Origin of the sequence: Xanthomonas nasturtii (assembly GCF_001660815.1) — a bacterium.
GTDB classification, from domain to species: domain Bacteria; phylum Pseudomonadota; class Gammaproteobacteria; order Xanthomonadales; family Xanthomonadaceae; genus Xanthomonas; species Xanthomonas nasturtii.
Genome location: NZ_LYMI01000003.1, coordinates 88,511 through 106,207, shown reverse-complemented (window position 1 = coordinate 106,207; position 17,697 = coordinate 88,511). Strand labels below are relative to the sequence as shown.

Sequence of the window (17,697 nt, the reverse complement as noted above, 5' to 3'; positions counted from 1 at the left end):
CATCCGCCCTTCGGGCACCTTCTCCCGCCTGCGGGAGAAGGAAGCGGGCTGCCGGCTGGTATCTCCGAATCGGCAATCCCAATCCCGAATCCCGAATCCCGAATCCCGAATCCCGAATCCCGAATCCCCAATCCCAAATCCCAAATCCCAAATCCCAAATCCCCGCTTCACGCCGACTCGCGCACCACCAGCTTCACCGGCATTTCAACCGATTGCACGGTTTCGCCTGAGATCAAGGCAAGCAGGCGGTCCACCAGGAGCCGCGCAGCCAGGCCCAGATCCTGACGCACCGTGGTCAACGGTGGCTGGCTGTAGGCGGCCAGCGGAATATCGTCGAAGCCCACCAGCGAGATGTCCTGCGGCACGCGGTGGCCGGCCTCGACCAATGCCCGGATCGCGCCCACGGCGATCACGTCGGAGGCGGCGAACAAGCCGTCCGGCGGGTCGGCCTTCTTGAGCATCGCGCGGGTGAGGCGGTAGGCATCTTCGCTGACGAAATGGCTGCGCGCATGCAGCCGCGTGTCGAATTCCAGCCCTTGGCGCGACAACGCATCGCGGTAGCCGGCAAACCGCGGCGCCACTTCCGGCAACTGGTCGTCGCCCAGGAAGGCGATGCGCTGGCGGCCGCTGGCGATGAGGTGTTCGGTGGCAAGCGCGCCGCCCTGGAAGTTGTCGCTGCCCACGCTGATGTACGACTGCCCGTCGATCTTGCTACCCCACACCGCCATCGGCAGGCCGTCGCGTGCGGCCGCATCCAGCGCGGCGTGCTCGGAACTCTGGCCCAGCACGATCACGCCGTCGGAGCGGCTGCCGCGCGCAAGCTGTTCCACCCAGCCGTCCTGATGCCGGTCCAGTTTGGACAGCAGCATGCTGTAGCCGCGGCCGGTGAGTTCTTCGGCCAGCAATGCCAGCATGGTCATCAGGAACGGATCAGAGAGCGGCTGATCCAGCGCGTGCATCATCGGCACCGCCACGCTCACCGTATTGGAGCGTTTGGCGCGCAGGCTGCGCGCGACCGGGTCGACCTGGTAGCCGGCATCGGCGGCAATCTGCTTGATGTAGGCGCGGGTGCGTTCGGCCACGACCGGGCTGCCGGCCAGTGCACGCGACACGGTGGACTCGGACACGCCGGCCATGCGCGCGATATCGGCCATCTGCGGGCGGGCAGTGAGCGTGGTGCGTTCTGAAGGTTTGGCCATGGCAGCGTAGTGCGGAAAAGCCAGAGTGTAATCAGTTCGCACTAGAGGCGGGTTGTTCGCGCAGTGGCGGCTGCTTGTGCGCCAAGGTGCCGCGCCATCGCGCACACGCGTCCCAGCCTTGCGATCGCGGTTGCGGATCGAGTGCCGGGAGAGTGTCGCGGCTGGACAGCGCGTCATTGTGCATCCGGACATGCGGGGCTTAGAACCGTCAAAAGAAGCGGGCGGCTGCCAGGCGGGTGTGGGCGGCGTACAGGAACTGGAGTGCGATGCGTCGTACCTGCCGATGCCGAGCACCGGCCGCTCCTGTCTGCCGGCCGCGGCGTCGTTTTGTTGGTCGCATTGGGTGATCGCGGCTGGCGTGCCGGGGTGCACTCCGACAACCGCTTGCGGCCCACTGTCCGTGTCAGCCCATGTAGAGCCCGCCATTGACCGCGTAATCGGCACCGGTCACATAGGCGGCCTCGTCGGAGGCCAGCCACGCGCACAGGCCGGCGACTTCGACCGGCTTGCCCAACCGGCGTACGGGCACCGAGGTGGCGAGGCGGTCGAGCACGTCGGGCGGAAAACTGCTGATCGAGGCGCTGGCGATATAGCCGGGCGAAATGGTGTTGACGGTGACACCGCGCGAGGCGACTTCCTGCGCCAACGCGCGACTGAAGCCGTGCATCGCCGCCTTGGCGGTGGCGAAGTTGATCTGCCCGATCTGGCCCTTGTGCGCGCTGACCGAACCGATGTTGACGATGCGCCCCCAGCCACGTGCGGTCATGCCATCGACCACCTGCTTGGTGATGTTGAACAGCGAATGCAGGTTGCTGGCGATCACCGCATTCCAGTCGTCGCGCGTCATCTGCCGGAACAAGGTGTCGCGGCTGCCGCCGGCGTTGTTGACCAGCACATCGATCTCGCCGACTTCGGCCTTGACCTTGGCGAAGGCAGCCACAGTGGAATCCCAATCGGCGGCATTGCCTTCGGAGGCCACGAAGTCGAAGCCCTGTTCGCGCTGCTCGCGCAACCACGACGCCTTGCGTGGCGAATTGGGCCCGCAACCGGCAACCACGGTATGCCCGCTGCGCGCCAGCTTCTGGCAAATCGCGGTGCCCACACTGCCCATGCCGCTGGTGACGTATGCGATGCGGAGAGTCATTGGTTGGGATTCCTTTAGAGGTGGATCGGGATTCGGGACCCGGGACCCGGGACCCGCAAAATCAAGCGTAGATGGCGGGGTTTTTGGCGAGCGACGTTCTTCGGGTCCCCGCTTCCGGGTCCCGGGTCCCGTGTCCTAACGCGCCAACGGAAACAGGCCAAACAACAACCCGCCGCCAAGCATCAACAGCGAGATCAACACCGCCCACTTCAGGGTGAAGCGTTGATGGTCGGCAAAGTCGACCTTGGCCAGGCCCACCAGCAGATAGGTCGAGGGCACCAGGGGGCTGAGCAGATGCACCGGCTGGCCGGCGAGCGAGGCGCGGGCCATTTCCACCGGGGTGATGCCGTAGTGGCCGGCGGCTTCGGACAGGATCGGCAGCACGCCGAAGTAGAACGCGTCGTTGGACATGAAGAACGTAAACGGCATGCTGACGATCGCCGTGATCACCGCCAGATACGGGCCCCAGCTGTCCGGGATCACCGCCAGGAAGCTGCGCGACATCGCTTCCACCATCCCGGTGTTGGACAGGATGCCGGTGAAGATACCGGCGGCAAAGATCAGCGACACCACCGACAGCACGTTGCCGGCGTGATTGACCAGCCGGCGGCGTTGCTCGGCCAGGTTGGGGTAGTTGATCATCAGTGCCAGCGCGAACCCGATCATGAACAGCACCGGCATCGGCAGGATGCCCACCACCAGCGCGGCCATCAGCGCCAGGGTCAGGATCAGGTTCACCCACAGCAGCTTGGGCCGCTTCATGTCCTCGGTGTCTTCCACGCGCGGCAGGGCGTCATTGTCTTCGGGGATGCTGGTCTCCAGCCAGTTGCCATCGGCGGGCAAGCGCACCACGCCCAGGCGGCGACGTTCGCGCATGCCCAGGTACCACGCCAGCGCCAGGATGCCGGCGATCGCCAGCAGCATCGCCGGCACCAGCGGCACGAACACATCGGCCGGGTCCACATGCAACGCCGTCGCCGCACGTGCAGTGGGGCCGCCCCACGGGGTCAGGTTCATCACGCCGCTGGCCAGGATGGTGACGCAGGTCAGGTTGAGCGCGTTCATGCCCAGCCGCTGGTACAGCGGCAGCATCGCCGAGACGGTGATCATGTAGGTGGTGGAGCCATCGCCATCGAGCGAGATCAGCATCGCCAGGATCGCCGTGCCCATCACGATCTTCAGCGGGTCGCCCTTGACCAGCCGCAGAATGCGCCCGACCAGTGGATCGAACAGCCCGGCATCGATCATCACCCCGAAGTAGAGGATGGCGAACATCAGCATCACGCCGGTGGGCGCGATCTTCTTGATGCCTTCCAGCATCATCTCGTTGATGCCGGTGCCGAAGCCGCCCAGCAACGCGAACACGATCGGCACCGTGATCAGAGCCACCAGCGGCGACAGCCGCTTGCTCATGATCAGGTACATGAAGGTGATCACCATTCCGAAACCGAGCGCGGTCAGCATGCGGGAAAATCCTTTGAGGCGTGCAACAGGGGGAGGGTGGAGCGTGCGCATGCAGCGCAGGAACGATGACGCGTTTGCAGTTGCCTTGAAACGGATGTGGTCATGAACGACACATCAGAAGTCATATTGAAAACGGCCGGTCACCGCCAGCGTGTGGTCGACCACCGCATTGAACATGCGATCGCGGTTGCGGCTGTCGATCACATTGAGCATCACGCGCAAATTCGGCTTGAAATACCAGTTGCCGCCCAGCGTCCACGACTGCGTGCTGGCATTGAGGAAGTCCGGTTGCCCATCCAAATGCTGGTCGCCGCGCATGTAGTCGTAGCGCAGCGCCAGCTCGAATGCACCGGACGGGCGATTGGGCGTGGCGATGCGGCTGAAACGCCCGGTCTTGCGGTCGTAACCGCGCGACTCGCCGGTGACGAACCAACTCACCAACCCGTAGCTGGCCAGCAGCTTGGCGCGCTGCGCGCCATCGTCGAGCAGGCCGCCGCTGAATTCGGTCTGCCACGACCACGAGCCGAGCACTTCGGCATATTCCAGCGACCATTTGTCGAAGTCGGTATCGCGGCCATCGGCAAAGCGCGCCAGCGTGATGCGGCTGTTGTTGGCCAGATCGTTCTCGGCGCGCGGGCGGATCAGCAGCGGCGGCGCTCCGCTACTGCCCGGATGCGAATAGCGCTCGTGCGCCAGCGAGACGCCCAGGTGACGCAAGCGTGCCTGGCCCATTTCCGGGGCGTAGGTCAGGCGCGTGCCCAGCGCACCGCCCTTGGTCGACGAATTGTCGATACTTTCCAGGCTGTAGGCGGCCGTGGACCAGGTCGCATCCGGGCGATTGGTCTGCCATGAAATCGCCTTGCGATAGATCGGCGCCAGCGTGGTGGCGGCATAGCCGCGTTCCAGGAACGGGCCATAGTTGGAACCGGTGCGATCGTCCAGCGCAAAATATTGCTTGAACTGGCCCACCGTCAGCGTGCCGGCAGAAAACTTCTTGGCGATGTATACATCGCGCGCCAGGATGCCGCGGCCGCCGGACTCGTATTGCAGGCCGGCAAATTCCGCTTCGGCCTTGTAGTTGAAGCCGTAGAACTTGCCCGCCACATCCAACCACAGGCGGCGGAACTGGGTGTCGTTACGCTCGGGCGTGCCGCGTTCGTCGTTGTCGAACATGGTGAAGTCCCAGTGCACACGCCCGCCTACCTCGGCAGTGACCGGGCCTGCCTCATCGGCCGCGCGCGCAGCCGATGCCAGGCAGAGCGCAGCGCAGGCGGTGAAGGCGCGCAGACGTAAAGTGTCGTTGCTCACAGACCCTCCCAGGTACATGTGTAAATCACGTTCAGCGATGCACCGCACAACCACACTGCGGCGCGTTGGCGGAAGCCTAGTCCGGCGAAGCTGTCATGGACCTGTCGTTGGGGGGGGGGAATGGGGGAGTGGGGAATCGGGAATCGCAAGAGCGGGATTGGGGCAGCTGAATTTTTGGGGCGTAGAAGCTTTTGTTCGCCTGGCCTGTTACCTTCCGGCCGCGACCTATCGCCGTTCCGATTCCCGATTCCCGATTCCCCATTCATGCGCCTGCTGCTAGTCGAAGACAATGCCGACCTCGCCGATGCCATCGTGCGGCGCATGCGCCGTAGCGGGCATGCGGTGGATTGGCAGGCTGATGGGTTGGCGGCGGCGAGTGTGTTGCGGTATCAGAGTTTCGATCTGGTGGTGCTGGATATCGGCCTGCCCAAGCTGGATGGATTGCGCGTGCTTTCGGGGATGCGCGAGCGTGGCGATACCACGCCGGTGTTGATGCTCACCGCGCGCGATGGCATCGAAGACCGCGTGCAGGCGCTGGACGTGGGCGCGGACGATTACCTGGGCAAGCCGTTCGATTTTCGTGAGTTCGAGGCGCGTTGCCGCGTGTTGCTGCGACGCAACCGGGGCCAGGCCAGCGAGGTGGTGCAGATCGGCGGATTTGTGTTCGACAACGCTGCGCACACGGTGATGCTCGATGGCGCGCCGATCGAATTGCCCAACCGCGAATACCGCCTGCTGGAAATCCTGATCGGGCGGCTGGGCCATGTGGTCGGCAAGGACGAGATCGGCAACGGCCTGTTTGGCTTCGACGACGATGCCGGGCCCAATGCGATCGAGCTATATGTCGGGCGGCTGCGGCGCAAGCTGGCGAGCGCGCCATTGCGCATCGTCACCGTGCGCGGCGCCGGCTACAAGCTCGAAGAGGCCGACCCGCACGCGCCGGTGGAGCCGGGCGTCGATGGCTGAGCCGCTGACGGTGGCGCCGTCGATCCGGCGCACCTTGCTGCTGTATCTGGGCAGCCTGTCGCTGCTGGGTGCGGTGGTGCTGTTCTTTGCCGCACGCGATTACGGCGAACGCGCGGCCAATCGCTCTTACGATCATCTGCTGGTCTCCTCGGCCTTGTCGATCATCGATAGCGTGGCCCTGGTCGGTGGCGACTGGCAGGTGGATCTGCCCTACGCCTCGCTGGATCTGCTCGGCATGGCGCCGGAAGACCGCGTGTTCTATCGCGTGTTCGATGCGCAGGGCCGTACGATCACCGGCGAAGAGACGCTGCCGCTGCCGCCGCGCTCGCCGCGCGACGAGCGGCCGTTGTTGTTCGATGCGCAGTACAGCGGCGAGCCGGTGCGCTTTGCGGTGGTGATGCACCGGGTGGCATCGGCATCCGGGCAGGGCGAGGTGCGCGTGCAGGTAGGCCAGACCCGGCGTGCGCGCGATGCGGTGGCGCGCGATGTGGTGCTCAACGCCCTGGTGGCGATCGGCGTGCTGTCGCTGCTGGCGCTGGGCCTGGTATGGCTGGGGGTGTACCGCGCGTTGCGGCCGTTGCAGCGCATCGAGCGTGATCTGTCGCGGCGCGAACCGTCCGAGCTGAAACCGCTCAGCGTACCGGCGCCGCAGGAAATGCAGTTGATGGTGACCGCGCTCAATCGCTTCATGGCGCGGCTGTCGTCCAGCAACGAAACCTTGCGCGCATTCATGGCCGAAGCCGCGCACCAGATGCGCACACCGCTGGCAGCCTTGCGCGCGCAGGCGCAGCTGGCGATGGACGACGACGACCCGCGCGAGATGCAACGCAGCCTGGTGGCGATCGAACGCAATGCCAGCCATATGAGCCGGCTGCTCAACCAGTTGCTCAGCGATGCCAGTGTGATCCATCGCGCCAATCTGCAGCGCTTTGCCACCGTGGATCTGGCCGAGGTGTTGCACCAGGCCTTGCACGAAGCGTTGCCGCGCAGCGAAGGCGCACCGCGCGTGCAACTGGCCATCGACCCGCAACCGGCGTTGCTGCGTGGCGATGCCTTGCTGCTGCGCGAAGCGCTGAAAAACCTGATCGATAACGCCTGCAAGTACGCTGCCGGTGCACCGCTGCAGGTGGCGCTCACCAGCGACGGCAACCAGCACGTACTCACCATTGCCGATCACGGCCCCGGCATTCCGGCCGCCGAGGCCGAACGTGTGTTCGAACGGTTCGTGCGTGGGCCCGACGCGCCGGCCGGCGGCGCCGGGCTGGGGTTGGCCATCGTCAAGCGCGTGGTGGAAGCGCATGGCGGGCGTATCGATCTGGCCAACCGCATCGGCGGCGGGCTGATCGCTTCGTTGCATTTTCCTGGAGGAAGCGCGTGATGCGGCTGATGTGGGTGCTGGTGTTGCTGCTGATCCACGGAATCGCCTGTGCGGCGCCCGGCGACGTGCGGCGCTTCCCTGCGCAGGGCCCGGTGCATGCGCAATTGCGCGTGCAGGGCTCCACCGATCTGGAAGTGTTCGGCGCAGTCATCCAGGATTATCAACGCCTGCATCCAGGCACCGAGGTGATCTACGAAGACGTGATTGCCTGGGACATCTACGCGCGCTATCTGCATCCGGGCAAGGGCGCACCGGTTGCCGACATGCTGATCAGCGCCAGCATGGATCTGCAGACCAAGCTGGTGAACGATGGCCATGCGCTGGCGCATCGTTCCGCGCAGACCGAAGCGCTGCCGGCGTGGGCGCAGTGGCGGCACGAAGTGTTCGGCATCAGCTACGAGCCGGTGGCCATCGTCTACAACACGCGCAAGCTGGATGCCGCCCGCGTGCCGCGCACCCGCCGGCAATTGCTGGCCCTGTTGCGCGCGCCCGATGCACCGCTGCGCGGCAAGGTGGGCACTTACGATGTGGAACGCAGCGGCGTGGGCTACCTGTTCGCCACCCAGGACGGGCAGGTGGGCAGCATTGCCGGTGCGCTGCTGGCAGCGCTGGGGGCCAACCGGGTGGCGCTGGAAGAGCGCACCGGCACCTTGCTCGACCGCGTCAGCCGTGGCGAGTTGCTGCTGGCCTATAACGTGCTCGGCTCCTATGCGCAGACCCGCATCGATGCCGGCGCGCCGCTGGGCATCGTGCAGCCGCAGGACTACACGCTGGTGGCATTGCGCACCGCAGTGATCCCCAAGACGGCGCCGCATGCACCGGAAGCACGCAGGTTCCTCGACTATCTGCTCTCGCCGCGCGGCCAGCAGGTGCTCTCGCGCGAGGCCCGGCTGATGCCGATCCTGCCGGCGGCCGGCGGCCGCGGCGGCTCCGCGCAGCCGCCGTTCCGCCCGATCCCGCTCGGCCCCGGCCTGTTGGTGTACCTGGACAAGCTCAAACGCCGTCAGTTTCTGGATGCCTGGCGCGCGAGCACGCAGCCGCCGCGCTAGGGCGTGTGGTGCACGTTGAGATGAGGTGCGTTGGCCGTCAGCGGTGCGCAGCGGGTGCTGTGTGGCGCGGCTTGTCTTGTGCCAAGGCAAGCCGCGCGGCGCGCGCTCCGTGCCGCTGACGGCCAACCCTCCGGGAAGCGCCCTGTGGCGCGCCGATACCGCGTTGCGCGCCTTGCCTCGACGCGCCACAGGACGCTTCGCACTCACCTCAAGGTACATCGCACGCGCTAGGGCAAGGCAGCGGCGGCGGCCATGTGCCAGACTTGGTGTATGGCCGATCTCACCATTCTCGTCGCCGACGACCACCCGCTGTTCCGCGCCGCCGTGATCCACGTGCTGCAGCAGACCCTGCCGCAGGCCAATGTGGTGGAAGCTTCCAGCGCCGCTACCTTGAGCGCGATGCTGCGTTCGCACCCGCAGGCCGAACTGGTGCTGCTGGATCTGGCGATGCCGGGCGCACGCGGTTTTTCGGCGCTGCTGCATGTGCGTGGCGAGCACCCGGACATCCCGGTGGTGGTGATCTCGTCCAACGATCATCCGCGTGTGATCCGGCGTGCGCAGCAGTTCGGCGCGGCCGGTTTCATTCCCAAATCCACCCCGGCCGAATCGATCGGCACCGCGGTGGCCAGCGTGCTGGAAGGCGGCACCTGGTTCCCGCCGATGACCGCCGAACGCTCGGAGGCCGACGCGCAACTGGCCTCCAAGCTCGCCCAGCTCACCCCGCAACAGTTCCGCGTGCTGCTGAGCCTGGCCGATGGGCTACTCAACAAGCAGATTGCGCACGAACTGGGCCTGGCCGAAAACACCGTCAAGGTGCACGTCACCGCGATCCTGAAAAAGCTCGACTGCTACAGCCGCACGCAGGCGGCAGTGCTGGTCAAGGCGCTGGAGCCGGAAGGCGAGGGTTGATTGCACGTGCGCTGCGGGTTGCGGCCTGCAGCCGCACCACACATGGTCCACAGCGCACGCAGCTAGTGCACCTGCCGTCGCGCAGCGTGGCCACGCCCTCCCACTGCACGATGACATGCTCGCCATCGGCCCAGATGCGTTGTTGCACCGGGCGCAGTGGCGGGGCCAGGCGCTCGGCCAGCGAGCGGGCGGACTGCAGTGGCGATCAATGCAGCGCGGCCGCGCAAGCTGCCTGCGCTTGGGCCGGAGCCTTCGATGGTCCACACCACCTCGGGCGACAGCAGCGTCTGAAAGAAGTCGCTGCCGCCGGCCTGCCACTGCGCAAACTTCGCTTCGACAATGCGCTGGTTGCACACGTGTACCGGCTGCTCCGCACAGGCCTGTGCGGATGCAGCGTCCTTCGACATGGCAACGGCGTTGCCTGCGAACGCTGCGGCGACCAGCAGCGCTGCCGCCGCGATGGCTGTGGGTCTGGTCATGGTTGCGCCGTGGTGATCAGCTGCGCAGCTGCAGCTGATGGATGCCGTAGATCAACTGCTGCGCCATCGGCCTGCCGATAAAGCGTTCGGGGAAGATCGGCGGCAAGGCGCTGACGCTATCCAGGCGCGCAAGCTGGTCGTCGCTGAGCACGATCTCCAACGCGCCGAAGTTGTCTTCGGCCTGCTGCAGGGTAGGTGCGCCCATCACCGGCGAGACCACCGCCGGGTGGCGCAAGGTCCAGGGCAGCGCCACCTGCGAGGGGAAGCGCCCGCTTCAGCGGCGACCGCACCGGGAGGAGAACCGACAGGTGTACGGCGTGCGCAAGGTCTGGCGGCAACTCAAGCGCGAGGGCTATCAAGTGGCCCGCTGCACGGTGGAGCGGCTGATGGGCGAGCCGGGCCTGCACGGGGTGGTGCGCGGGAAGGTGGTCAAGACCACGATCAGCGACAAGCGGCCGTGCCCGCTGGATAAGGTGAACCGACAGTTCCATGCGCCGTCGCCGAACCGACTGTGGGTCAGCGACTTCACCTATGTTTCGACCTGGGCCGGGTTCGTGTACGTGGCCTTCGTGATCGACATGTACGCGCGGCGCATCGTGGGTTGGAAGGTCTCGCCGACCGCGCAGACGGATTTGGTGCTGGACGCCCTGGAGCAGGCGCTGCATGCGCGGCGCCCAACCGAGGGTGGCCTGATCCACCACTCCGACCGCGGCGTGCAGTGCGTGTCGATCCGCTACACCGAGCGGCTGGCCGACGCCGGGATCGAGCCGTCGGTGGGCAGCGTGGGCGATAGCTACGACAACGCGCTGGCCGAGACGATCAACGGGTTGTACAAGGCCGAGGTGATCCACCGGCGCGCGTGGCGCAACCGCCAGGATGTGGAACTGGCCACGCTGGATTGGGTGGACGTCGGTACAACCACAAACGCTTGCTGGGGTCGATCGGGAACATTCCTGCCAACCGCTCGCTGCGTTTTGTTAGCCGCTCTTGCTCCTGTACGAGCGACCCTGGTCGCGAGGGCCTTCGCCGTGACGGGCAAGCCCTCGCGGCCAGGCCCGCTCCTGCAACGGCCGTGGAAATAACCGCGCAAGCCAACAGGTATGCCTGCGCTCTGCGCGCGTGTCGAGGTCAGGGCTTGGGCCGATAGACCACGATGCCGGCTGTTCTGGCGACGTACTCCATGAACGGCGAGTCGACGACCTTGTTGTTTTCCGGTCGTGAGGAGGCGTTGCGCAGCACCGGGCCGGCGTCGGTCATGCTGAAGATGCCGACATGGCTGACATCCAGCCCGTCCGCAGGCGAGTACCTGCCGACATAGTCGCCGGTGCGCAGCTGACCCACGACATTGCTGTCCACCGCAGCCACCGGGATATAGGTGATGGTCCGCTGCACCACCGGCAACCCGGGCAGGTTGCTGCCATCGGCTTTCAGATTCAGCGCCTTGTCCACGCTGACCGCGTTGGGGCTGATTGAGGCGGTGATGTCGTCGGCCAGCTCATAGGGGCGGGCCACCCAATCCGAAAAGAAATGCTTGCGATAGGGAAAGCCGACGATGCCATCGACGTAGCGGGTCAGCACCAGCCGATCGACGAAATCCTGCTGCGAAGACGCCCTGCGGGCCGCTTCGACGTAGCCCAGATAGGTGAAGCAATCCAGGCCGGTGAAGTCGATGATCAGTTTTTCCGGTGTGGTCGCAGAGCCTTGCAGCATGTTGGCCTGGTACGGCGTGTCGAGAAACAGTGCAGAGATGCGCTTGATCAGATGTCCCGGGCTCAGGCCGCGATGCCGGGAGACCTGGCCCAGCACCGTGTCCAAGCGTTGCACGGTGTAGGGGTTCATGTCCGCACGGATCGGCCCGGAGGGCTGCACGCCAGCCGCAGGCGTTGTCGCCTGCGCGGGCAGGCTTGCCGCGCAGCCTGCAGACAACAGCGCGGCCATCTGTATCGCAACGGGTAACAGCAAATGCCGGCATAGCAACCATCAGAAAAACCACGGTTATTTCGCTATTTCCACAGTGAAAAAGCCAAAATTTTGAAACCCAGGCAATGCAGCATTTCGACGCCATGTGCTTTGACGCCACGTGCTTCGGCACATGGCACGCGGCATCACCCGCGCCGCATCAGCATCTGCGTCACCAGGGCACGCAGGGCAGGTGGGCGCACCGGTTTGGACAGGAATCCCCAACCCAGATCCAGCGCATGTTCGCGCAATGCAGGGTCGGGCTCTGCGGTGACCAAAATCACGCGCGGTTCGCGTTGCCAGCGTTCCACCAGCTGGGGCAGCAGCATGGGGCCGTAATGCGCGCCCATGCGTACATCCAGCAACAGCAATTCCGGCACCTCGTCGGCATTGGCAGCGCTCAATGCCTCGTCGGGGCCGCCGGCAAAATCCACGCGGCATTCCCAGCGCTCCAGCAGCGTGCGGGTGGCCTCGCAAACCAGCGGCTCGTCGTCCACGCACCACACGCGGCAGCCGTGCAGGATGGGGTCGTTGCCGTGTTCGGCGGTGCTGGCAGGCGCTGGCAATTGCCGTGCGATGGCGGCGCGTTCGCCCAGCGGCACGGTCACCGAAAATACGCTGCCACGCCCCAGCGTGGAGCGTAGCCCGATGCGGTGGCCGAGCAGGCGGCCGATACGTTCGACGATGGCCAGGCCCAGGCCCGCGCCGCGGTCGTTGGCCACGCCGTCGTCCAGGCGGCGGAATTCTTCGAAGATTTCGTGCTGCAAGGCGTCGGGAATGCCGGGCCCCTGGTCGTGCACTTCAATACGTAGCCAGCCGCCGCGACGACGGCAGCCGATCAGCACGCGTCCGCGCGGGGTGTAACGGATTGCGTTGGAAAGAAAGTTCTGCAGGATGCGGCGCAGCAGGTTTTCATCGCTCAACACCACCGCCGAGGTGGGTACCCATTCCAGCGTCAGGCCACGGTCTTCGGCCAGGATGCCGAATTCGCGCGCCAGGGTTTCCAGCAAGGGCGCCAGCGCAAAGTCGCGTACCTGGGTCTTCAGGCTGCCGGCTTCCAGCCGCGAGATGTCGAGCAAGCTGTTGAGGATGGCGTCCTGTGCAGCCAGCGCACCGTCGATGTTGTCGACCACGCGCGCGCTGCCAGCCTCGTGCACTTGCCCGCGCAACACCGAGACGAACATGCGCGCGGCGTTGAGCGGCTGCAGCAGGTCGTGCACTGCCGAGGCGACGAAGCGGGTCTTGTAGCGGTTGGCGCTTTCGGCCTCGCGTTTGGCTGCCGCCAGGTCGCGGGTGCGCTCGGCTACGCGGTGTTCCAGTGCATCGGCCAGCGAACGCAATTCGCGTGCGGCATTCTTGTAGCTGGTGATGTCGGCATAGCTGGTGACAAAGCCGCCATCGGGCAGCGGGTTGCCGCGGATCTCCAGCACGGTGCCGTCTTCTTTTTCGCTCTCGCGCATATGCGGTTTGCCGCTGCGCAAATGGTTCAAGCGGCGTTCGATCGCCGCTTCGATCGGCCCCGGCCCGAGCAGGCCGCGGCGTGCGTTGAAGCGGAACAGGTCTTCGATCGGGCGGCCGATCTTGAGCAGTTCCGGCGGGAAGCGGAACAGCTCCACATAGCGCGAATTCCACGCCACCAGATTGAGCGCCTCGTCGATCACCACCACGCCCTGCGGCAAATGTTCCAGGCTGCGGCTCAGGCCGGCATTGGCCTGCTGCGCGGCGGTGACCACGCCGTCCTGCGCGGTGCGCAGTTCTTCGGCATGTTGTTGCAGCAGCGTTTCCAGCTCATGCCGGCTGCGCTGGCGCAGTGCCGACAGCCGCCGCCGTTGCTGCACGAACAACCACAACAACGCCAGCGCCAGCCATGCACCGGCGGCGGCAATTGCCGCTGCGCGCCCGGCGGCGGCACTGGCGCGGGTGTCGTGCAGCAGATGCAGGCGCCAGCCGCTTTCGGGTACTTCCAGGGTCTGCCACAGCACCTGCGCGCCGAGCGGCGGGTCGTGGATGTCGGCCAGGACACCGCCATACCCGGTCCGTTCGATCAGCCGGCGCCGCAGCGGCAGCAGATCCTGGTCGGCGTACTGCCGCGTACTCTGCAACTCGCGGCGATCGCGCTGGCTGAGCGGGGCCAGTATGCGGTAGCGCCATTCCGGCCGGCTGGCCAGAAACACCACATCGTGCGCGTCCGAGGCCAGCACGATGTCCGGGGTCTGCAGCCATTCGCGTTCCAGTGCGGCCAGCGCGATCTTGATCACCACCACGCCCTGCACCTGGCCGGCAGCATCGACGATGGCCTGCGACAGGAAATAACCCGGCTCGCTGGTGGTCATGCCGATGCCGTAGAAGCTGCCGCTGCCGGTGGCCAGCGCCTGCTGGTAATACGGGCGGAAGGCGTAATCCACGCCGACGTTGCTGCGCGGCGCCTGCCAGTTGCTGGCCGCCAGCGCCACGCCGTCTTGGTTGATCAAGGTCAGCGTGGACGACTGGGTGACGTTATTGGCGCGTTCGAGTTTGCGATTGAGCCGCTGCACCTGCTCTGGCGACAGCGGGCCGGATACGGCCGCACGCAGCTCCGGGTCCAGCGCCAGAATCTGCGGCAGCGTGCGATAGCGGTCGATACGCTGCTGCAGCGCCTGCGCGTAGAGGCGCAGCTGCCGGCGCACGGTGGCGCTTTCGTCGTGCAGTGCATTTTGTTCGACGAAGTGCCCGGCCGCGAACATGGCCACGACCATGCCGCCCAGCACGATGGACAGGGTGAGCAGCAGGCGGCGGCGTTGCGAGGCATACATGGCTGCAAGTATGGCGGTCTGCCGCTGGATCGCGCAGCCATCGCCTCACCGTGCGCTGCGCAGACGCCCAAAAACGACAACGGCCGCACCCGTGCAGGAATGCGGCCGTGTCGAACATCTGTTGCCCTCAGCGATGGCAGCAGCGCGCCGAGCGCAAGGCAAGCAGGTACCGCAGCGCACGCCGGACCGAATCGCCGGCGTGCTGCAGCGCCTCAGCGCTGCTTAGAACTGCACCTGCGCACGCAGTTCCATCACGTGCGGGGTTTCATGTACGCCGTTGCGCGAGGAATCCACCCAGCTGTAGTTGGCCTGGAACTTGAAGTGGCTGGTGAGATACCAGTTGGCGCCGATGGTGGTGTCGTGCTGGCGGCCGCCGTGCACGTTGTTGTCTTCCAGGTTCAGGCGGCTGTAGCGGGCGGTCAGCTCGACTGCGCCGTAGTCGTGCGCCGGCTTGATGTTGCCCGGCACGCCGCCGGCATAGCTGCGCGACTCGCCGGTCAGCGACCAGGTGCCGTACACGTACTGGCCCTGGGCGATGAAGTGCGGCTGGCCGGCATTACGCGCCACTTCGGCACGCAGCGCTTCGCTCTGCAGCGAGAACGGGCCATGGATCCACACCGCTTCCACGCCGGTACGGATCACGTGATCCACATCGAGGATGGTGCCGGTGTCGATCAGACGCACGTCGGTCAGGCCGGCTTCCGGGCGGGCACGCAGACGCACGCGCGGGCTGAACGACACGCCGCGGCCGTCGCTGAAACCGCGCGGGTTTTCCACCGAGCCGGCGATACCCAGGTGCAGCACGTCGCCTTCGGCCTTGAACGGGGTCCAGGCGGCATGCACGGCCTGGGTGGTGCCCGGATTGTCGCCCTGCAGATCCTTGCCGCCGTAAGCGCCGGCCTGCAGCAGGTACTGCTGGCGCTCCAGCGTCCACTCCACGCCGGTGCGGCGGCCCTGGAACACCGCCTGCACCGGCAGGCCCAGTTCCATGAAGCTGCCCGCGCGCGAGCTCTGCACCGCTTCCAGACCCACCGGCACCTTCATGTAGCCCAGGCGCACGCGGCCGTAGTCCTGGCCCAGCAGCGCCTTGGTCTCGAAGCGGTAGAACACGTCCAGCCACAGCTTGGCTTCGAAGTCGAAGTACACCATGGCATCGTAGACGCCCTTCTTCTTGATGGTGGCGCCGAATTCCTTGCGGCGGAAGTCGGTGCGGTCTTCCAGGCGGTCGTCGCCGGAGAAGTTGTTGTCGTCGTAGGCGTAGTTGCCGGTCACGCCCAGCTCGGTGCCGTCACCGAAGGTGACCTTGGTCGGCCAGTTTTCGATCGAGGTGGCTGCAGTGGCAGCGGCGGGGACGATGGCAATGGCCAACGCCAGGACAAGCAGATTGAGGCGCATAGGAATGGTCTTCGGCAAGGAAAGGGGCCGGGCGTCCTGCCATGGCGGTCGCAATGACTGTCTTCAGCAAGCGCGCAGGGTCCGGACGACGACAGCACCGGATCGGTGTCCGGGTTAAACGGAATTAACGGCCGGCGGTGGCGCGGCTGAAGTGTAAGCCGACGTTCAGCCGGTGCACATCGGGTAGTACCAATGGGCTATCGGCCACGGCTGTGACGTGCGGCCAGAATGCGTGCATCGGGTACCTGCTCAGGCACCCTCTCTCGCCCCTCGGAGTGGTGTCATGCACATCAGCAAGCCTGCCGGCCCCCTGCCGGCGTCCGTCCCCTTCTACCGCCAGCTGTATTTCCAGGTGGTGGTGGCGATCGTCCTGGGTGCCCTGCTGGGCCACTTCGAGCCGGCCTTCGCCGAAAGCCTCAAGCCGCTGGGCGACGCCTTCATCAAGCTGGTGAAGATGATCATCGCCCCGGTGATCTTCCTGACCATCGTCACCGGCATCGCCGGCATGACCCACCTCAAGACGGTGGGCCGGGTGTTCGCCAAGGCGATGACCTACTTCCTGTTTTTCTCCACGCTGGCATTGGTCGTGGGCATGGTCGTGGCGCACGTGGTGCAGCCCGGCGCCGGCATGAACATCAACCCGGCCGAGTTGGATCAGAGCGCGGTCAACACCTACGTGCAGAAGTCGCACGAGCTGAGCCTGGTCGGCTTTTTGATGGACATCATCCCGGCCACGCTGATCAGCGCTTTCGTCGATGGCAACATCCTTCAGGTGCTGTTCGTAGCGGTGTTGTTCGGTATCGCGCTGGCCCTGGCGGGCGAGCGCGGCCGCCCGGTGCTGAGCTTCCTGGAAGCGCTGACCGCCCCGGTGTTCCGCCTGGTGCACATTCTGATGAAGGCCGCCCCCATCGGTGCGTTCGGGGCGATCGCCTTCACCATCGGCAAATACGGGGTGGAATCGCTGGTCAATCTGGCCTGGCTGGTCGGTTCGTTTTACATCACCTCGCTGTTCTTCGTGCTGGTGATCCTGGGCCTGGTGTGCCGGTTGTGCGGCTTTTCGGTGCTCAAGCTGATCCGCTACCTCAAGGCCGAGCTGCTGCTGGTGCTGGGCACCTCGTCCTCGGAGTCGGCGCTGCCGTCGCTGATGGAAAAGATGGAAAAGGCCGGCTGCGAGAAGTCGGTGGTGGGCCTGGTGGTGCCGACCGGCTACTCGTTCAATCTGGATGGCACCAACATCTACATGACCCTGGCGGCGCTGTTCATCGCCCAGGCCACCAACGTGGACCTGACCCTGGGGCAGCAGATCACCTTGCTGGCAGTGGCGATGCTCAGCTCCAAGGGCGCGGCCGGCGTGACCGGCGCCGGCTTCATCACCCTGGCGGCGACCTTGTCGGTGGTGCCGGATGTGCCGGTAGCCGGCATGGCATTGATCCTGGGCGTGGACCGCTTCATGAGCGAGTGCCGCTCTCTGACCAACTTCATCGGCAATGCGGTGGCCACGGTGGTGGTGTCGCGCTGGGAAAATGCGCTGGACCGCGACCAGCTCAAGCTGGTGCTGGATGGCGGCTCGCCGCCGCTGCAGGCCCCGGTGGCCTCGACCGACGTGGTTGCCCCGATCAGCGCACGCTGACGCTTCCTACGGCCCTGTCTTCCGT

At 65.9% G+C, this 17,697-nt stretch carries 13 protein-coding genes and 3 pseudogenes; 7 read left to right on the top strand and 9 right to left on the bottom strand.

The genetic code is table 11. The features are described from left to right. Window positions 1-167: 167 nt before the first annotated feature. The 4 genes from A7D16_RS01800 to A7D16_RS01785 all read right to left on the bottom strand — a co-directional run bounded on the left by A7D16_RS01800 (window position 168) and on the right by A7D16_RS01785 (window position 5,115). Complete coding sequence (locus A7D16_RS01800; RefSeq protein ID WP_064629282.1) at window positions 168-1,199, bottom strand: LacI family DNA-binding transcriptional regulator; 1,032 nt, start codon at window positions 1,197-1,199, stop codon at window positions 168-170. 403 nt (window positions 1,200-1,602) lie between these two features. Continuing rightward, window positions 1,603-2,343 (bottom strand): acetoacetyl-CoA reductase, encoded by a 741-nt coding sequence (gene phbB, locus A7D16_RS01795; RefSeq protein WP_064629280.1) that lies wholly within the window; start codon window positions 2,341-2,343, stop codon window positions 1,603-1,605. Between the two features lie 135 nt (window positions 2,344-2,478). After that, the gene (locus tag A7D16_RS01790) at window positions 2,479-3,807 is read right to left on the bottom strand and encodes a CitMHS family transporter (protein WP_064629278.1); all 1,329 of its coding nucleotides are present in this window, start codon (window positions 3,805-3,807) and stop codon (window positions 2,479-2,481) included. 114 nt (window positions 3,808-3,921) lie between these two features. Then, window positions 3,922-5,115: an OprO/OprP family phosphate-selective porin gene (locus tag A7D16_RS01785; protein ID WP_064629275.1), complete on the bottom strand. Its 1,194-nt coding sequence runs from the start codon at window positions 5,113-5,115 to the stop codon at window positions 3,922-3,924. A gap of 264 nt (window positions 5,116-5,379) precedes the next feature. On the opposite strand from A7D16_RS01785, the gene A7D16_RS01780 reads away from it, so the two are divergent. From A7D16_RS01780 to A7D16_RS01765, 4 genes are all read left to right on the top strand, one after another. Further along, complete coding sequence (locus A7D16_RS01780; protein ID WP_064629273.1) at window positions 5,380-6,081, top strand: response regulator transcription factor; 702 nt, start codon at window positions 5,380-5,382, stop codon at window positions 6,079-6,081. Further along, entirely contained in the window at window positions 6,074-7,459 is a 1,386-nt protein-coding gene (locus A7D16_RS01775) for a sensor histidine kinase (RefSeq protein ID WP_064629271.1), read from the top strand. Before A7D16_RS01780 ends, A7D16_RS01775 begins: the two co-directional genes overlap by 8 nt. Then, entirely contained in the window at window positions 7,459-8,508 is a 1,050-nt protein-coding gene (locus A7D16_RS01770) for an ABC transporter substrate-binding protein (RefSeq protein ID WP_064629269.1), read from the top strand. The genes A7D16_RS01775 and A7D16_RS01770 overlap by 1 nt, the downstream gene beginning before the upstream one ends. Before the next feature lie 270 nt (window positions 8,509-8,778). Further along, entirely contained in the window at window positions 8,779-9,417 is a 639-nt protein-coding gene (locus A7D16_RS01765) for a response regulator (protein ID WP_003483405.1), read from the top strand. A 73-nt stretch (window positions 9,418-9,490) separates the two neighbouring features. Here the strand turns inward: A7D16_RS01765 and A7D16_RS01760 are convergent. After that, window positions 9,491-9,896 (bottom strand): annotated as a pseudogene (locus A7D16_RS01760) (nuclear transport factor 2 family protein); the annotation flags it as partial. A gap of 16 nt (window positions 9,897-9,912) precedes the next feature. Further along, window positions 9,913-10,187: pseudogene (locus tag A7D16_RS01755) on the bottom strand (aldo/keto reductase); the annotation flags it as partial. A 2-nt stretch (window positions 10,188-10,189) separates the two neighbouring features. On the opposite strand from A7D16_RS01755, the pseudogene A7D16_RS01750 reads away from it, so the two are divergent. After that, window positions 10,190-10,851, top strand: a pseudogene (locus A7D16_RS01750) (IS3 family transposase); the annotation flags it as partial. Between the two features lie 173 nt (window positions 10,852-11,024). Here A7D16_RS01750 and A7D16_RS01745 read toward each other — a convergent pair. Continuing rightward, on the bottom strand, window positions 11,025-11,735 hold the full coding sequence (locus tag A7D16_RS01745) for a DUF1460 domain-containing protein (protein WP_239686930.1): 711 nt from the start codon (window positions 11,733-11,735) through the stop codon (window positions 11,025-11,027). Between A7D16_RS01745 and A7D16_RS23945 the strand changes: the two genes are divergently transcribed. Beyond that, window positions 11,734-11,931, top strand: coding sequence for a hypothetical protein (locus tag A7D16_RS23945; RefSeq protein WP_239686929.1), 198 nt, complete (start codon window positions 11,734-11,736; stop codon window positions 11,929-11,931). The genes A7D16_RS01745 and A7D16_RS23945 overlap by 2 nt on opposite strands. 70 nt (window positions 11,932-12,001) lie before the next feature. Here A7D16_RS23945 and A7D16_RS01740 read toward each other — a convergent pair whose 3' ends face one another. Then, entirely contained in the window at window positions 12,002-14,647 is a 2,646-nt protein-coding gene (locus tag A7D16_RS01740; protein ID WP_064629265.1) for a hybrid sensor histidine kinase/response regulator, read from the bottom strand. Between the two features lie 222 nt (window positions 14,648-14,869). Then, window positions 14,870-16,042, bottom strand: coding sequence for an OprO/OprP family phosphate-selective porin (locus tag A7D16_RS01735; RefSeq protein ID WP_064629263.1), 1,173 nt, complete (start codon window positions 16,040-16,042; stop codon window positions 14,870-14,872). A gap of 283 nt (window positions 16,043-16,325) precedes the next feature. On the opposite strand from A7D16_RS01735, the gene A7D16_RS01730 reads away from it, so the two are divergent. Further along, the gene (locus tag A7D16_RS01730; protein WP_064629261.1) at window positions 16,326-17,672 is read left to right on the top strand and encodes a dicarboxylate/amino acid:cation symporter; all 1,347 of its coding nucleotides are present in this window, start codon (window positions 16,326-16,328) and stop codon (window positions 17,670-17,672) included. The last annotated feature ends 25 nt before the right edge of the window (window positions 17,673-17,697 follow it).

Excerpts from the sequence above, each read along its gene's own strand:
- A7D16_RS01775 (WP_064629271.1), top strand. The coding sequence starts at position 6,074 with ATGGCTGAGCCGCTGACGGTGGCGCCGTCGATCCGGCGCACCTTGCTG.
- A7D16_RS23945 (WP_239686929.1), top strand. The coding sequence starts at position 11,734 with ATGTCCGCACGGATCGGCCCGGAGGGCTGCACGCCAGCCGCAGGCGTT.
- A7D16_RS01730 (WP_064629261.1), top strand. The coding sequence starts at position 16,326 with ATGCACATCAGCAAGCCTGCCGGCCCCCTGCCGGCGTCCGTCCCCTTC.
- A7D16_RS01740 (WP_064629265.1), bottom strand. The coding sequence starts at position 14,647 with ATGTATGCCTCGCAACGCCGCCGCCTGCTGCTCACCCTGTCCATCGTG.
- A7D16_RS01780 (WP_064629273.1), top strand. The coding sequence starts at position 5,380 with ATGCGCCTGCTGCTAGTCGAAGACAATGCCGACCTCGCCGATGCCATC.
- A7D16_RS01790 (WP_064629278.1), bottom strand. The coding sequence starts at position 3,807 with ATGCTGACCGCGCTCGGTTTCGGAATGGTGATCACCTTCATGTACCTG.
- A7D16_RS01770 (WP_064629269.1), top strand. The coding sequence starts at position 7,459 with ATGCGGCTGATGTGGGTGCTGGTGTTGCTGCTGATCCACGGAATCGCC.
- A7D16_RS01765 (WP_003483405.1), top strand. The coding sequence starts at position 8,779 with ATGGCCGATCTCACCATTCTCGTCGCCGACGACCACCCGCTGTTCCGC.
- A7D16_RS01745 (WP_239686930.1), bottom strand. The coding sequence starts at position 11,735 with ATGAACCCCTACACCGTGCAACGCTTGGACACGGTGCTGGGCCAGGTC.
- A7D16_RS01800 (WP_064629282.1), bottom strand. The coding sequence starts at position 1,199 with ATGGCCAAACCTTCAGAACGCACCACGCTCACTGCCCGCCCGCAGATG.
- phbB (WP_064629280.1), bottom strand. The coding sequence starts at position 2,343 with ATGACTCTCCGCATCGCATACGTCACCAGCGGCATGGGCAGTGTGGGC.
- A7D16_RS01735 (WP_064629263.1), bottom strand. The coding sequence starts at position 16,042 with ATGCGCCTCAATCTGCTTGTCCTGGCGTTGGCCATTGCCATCGTCCCC.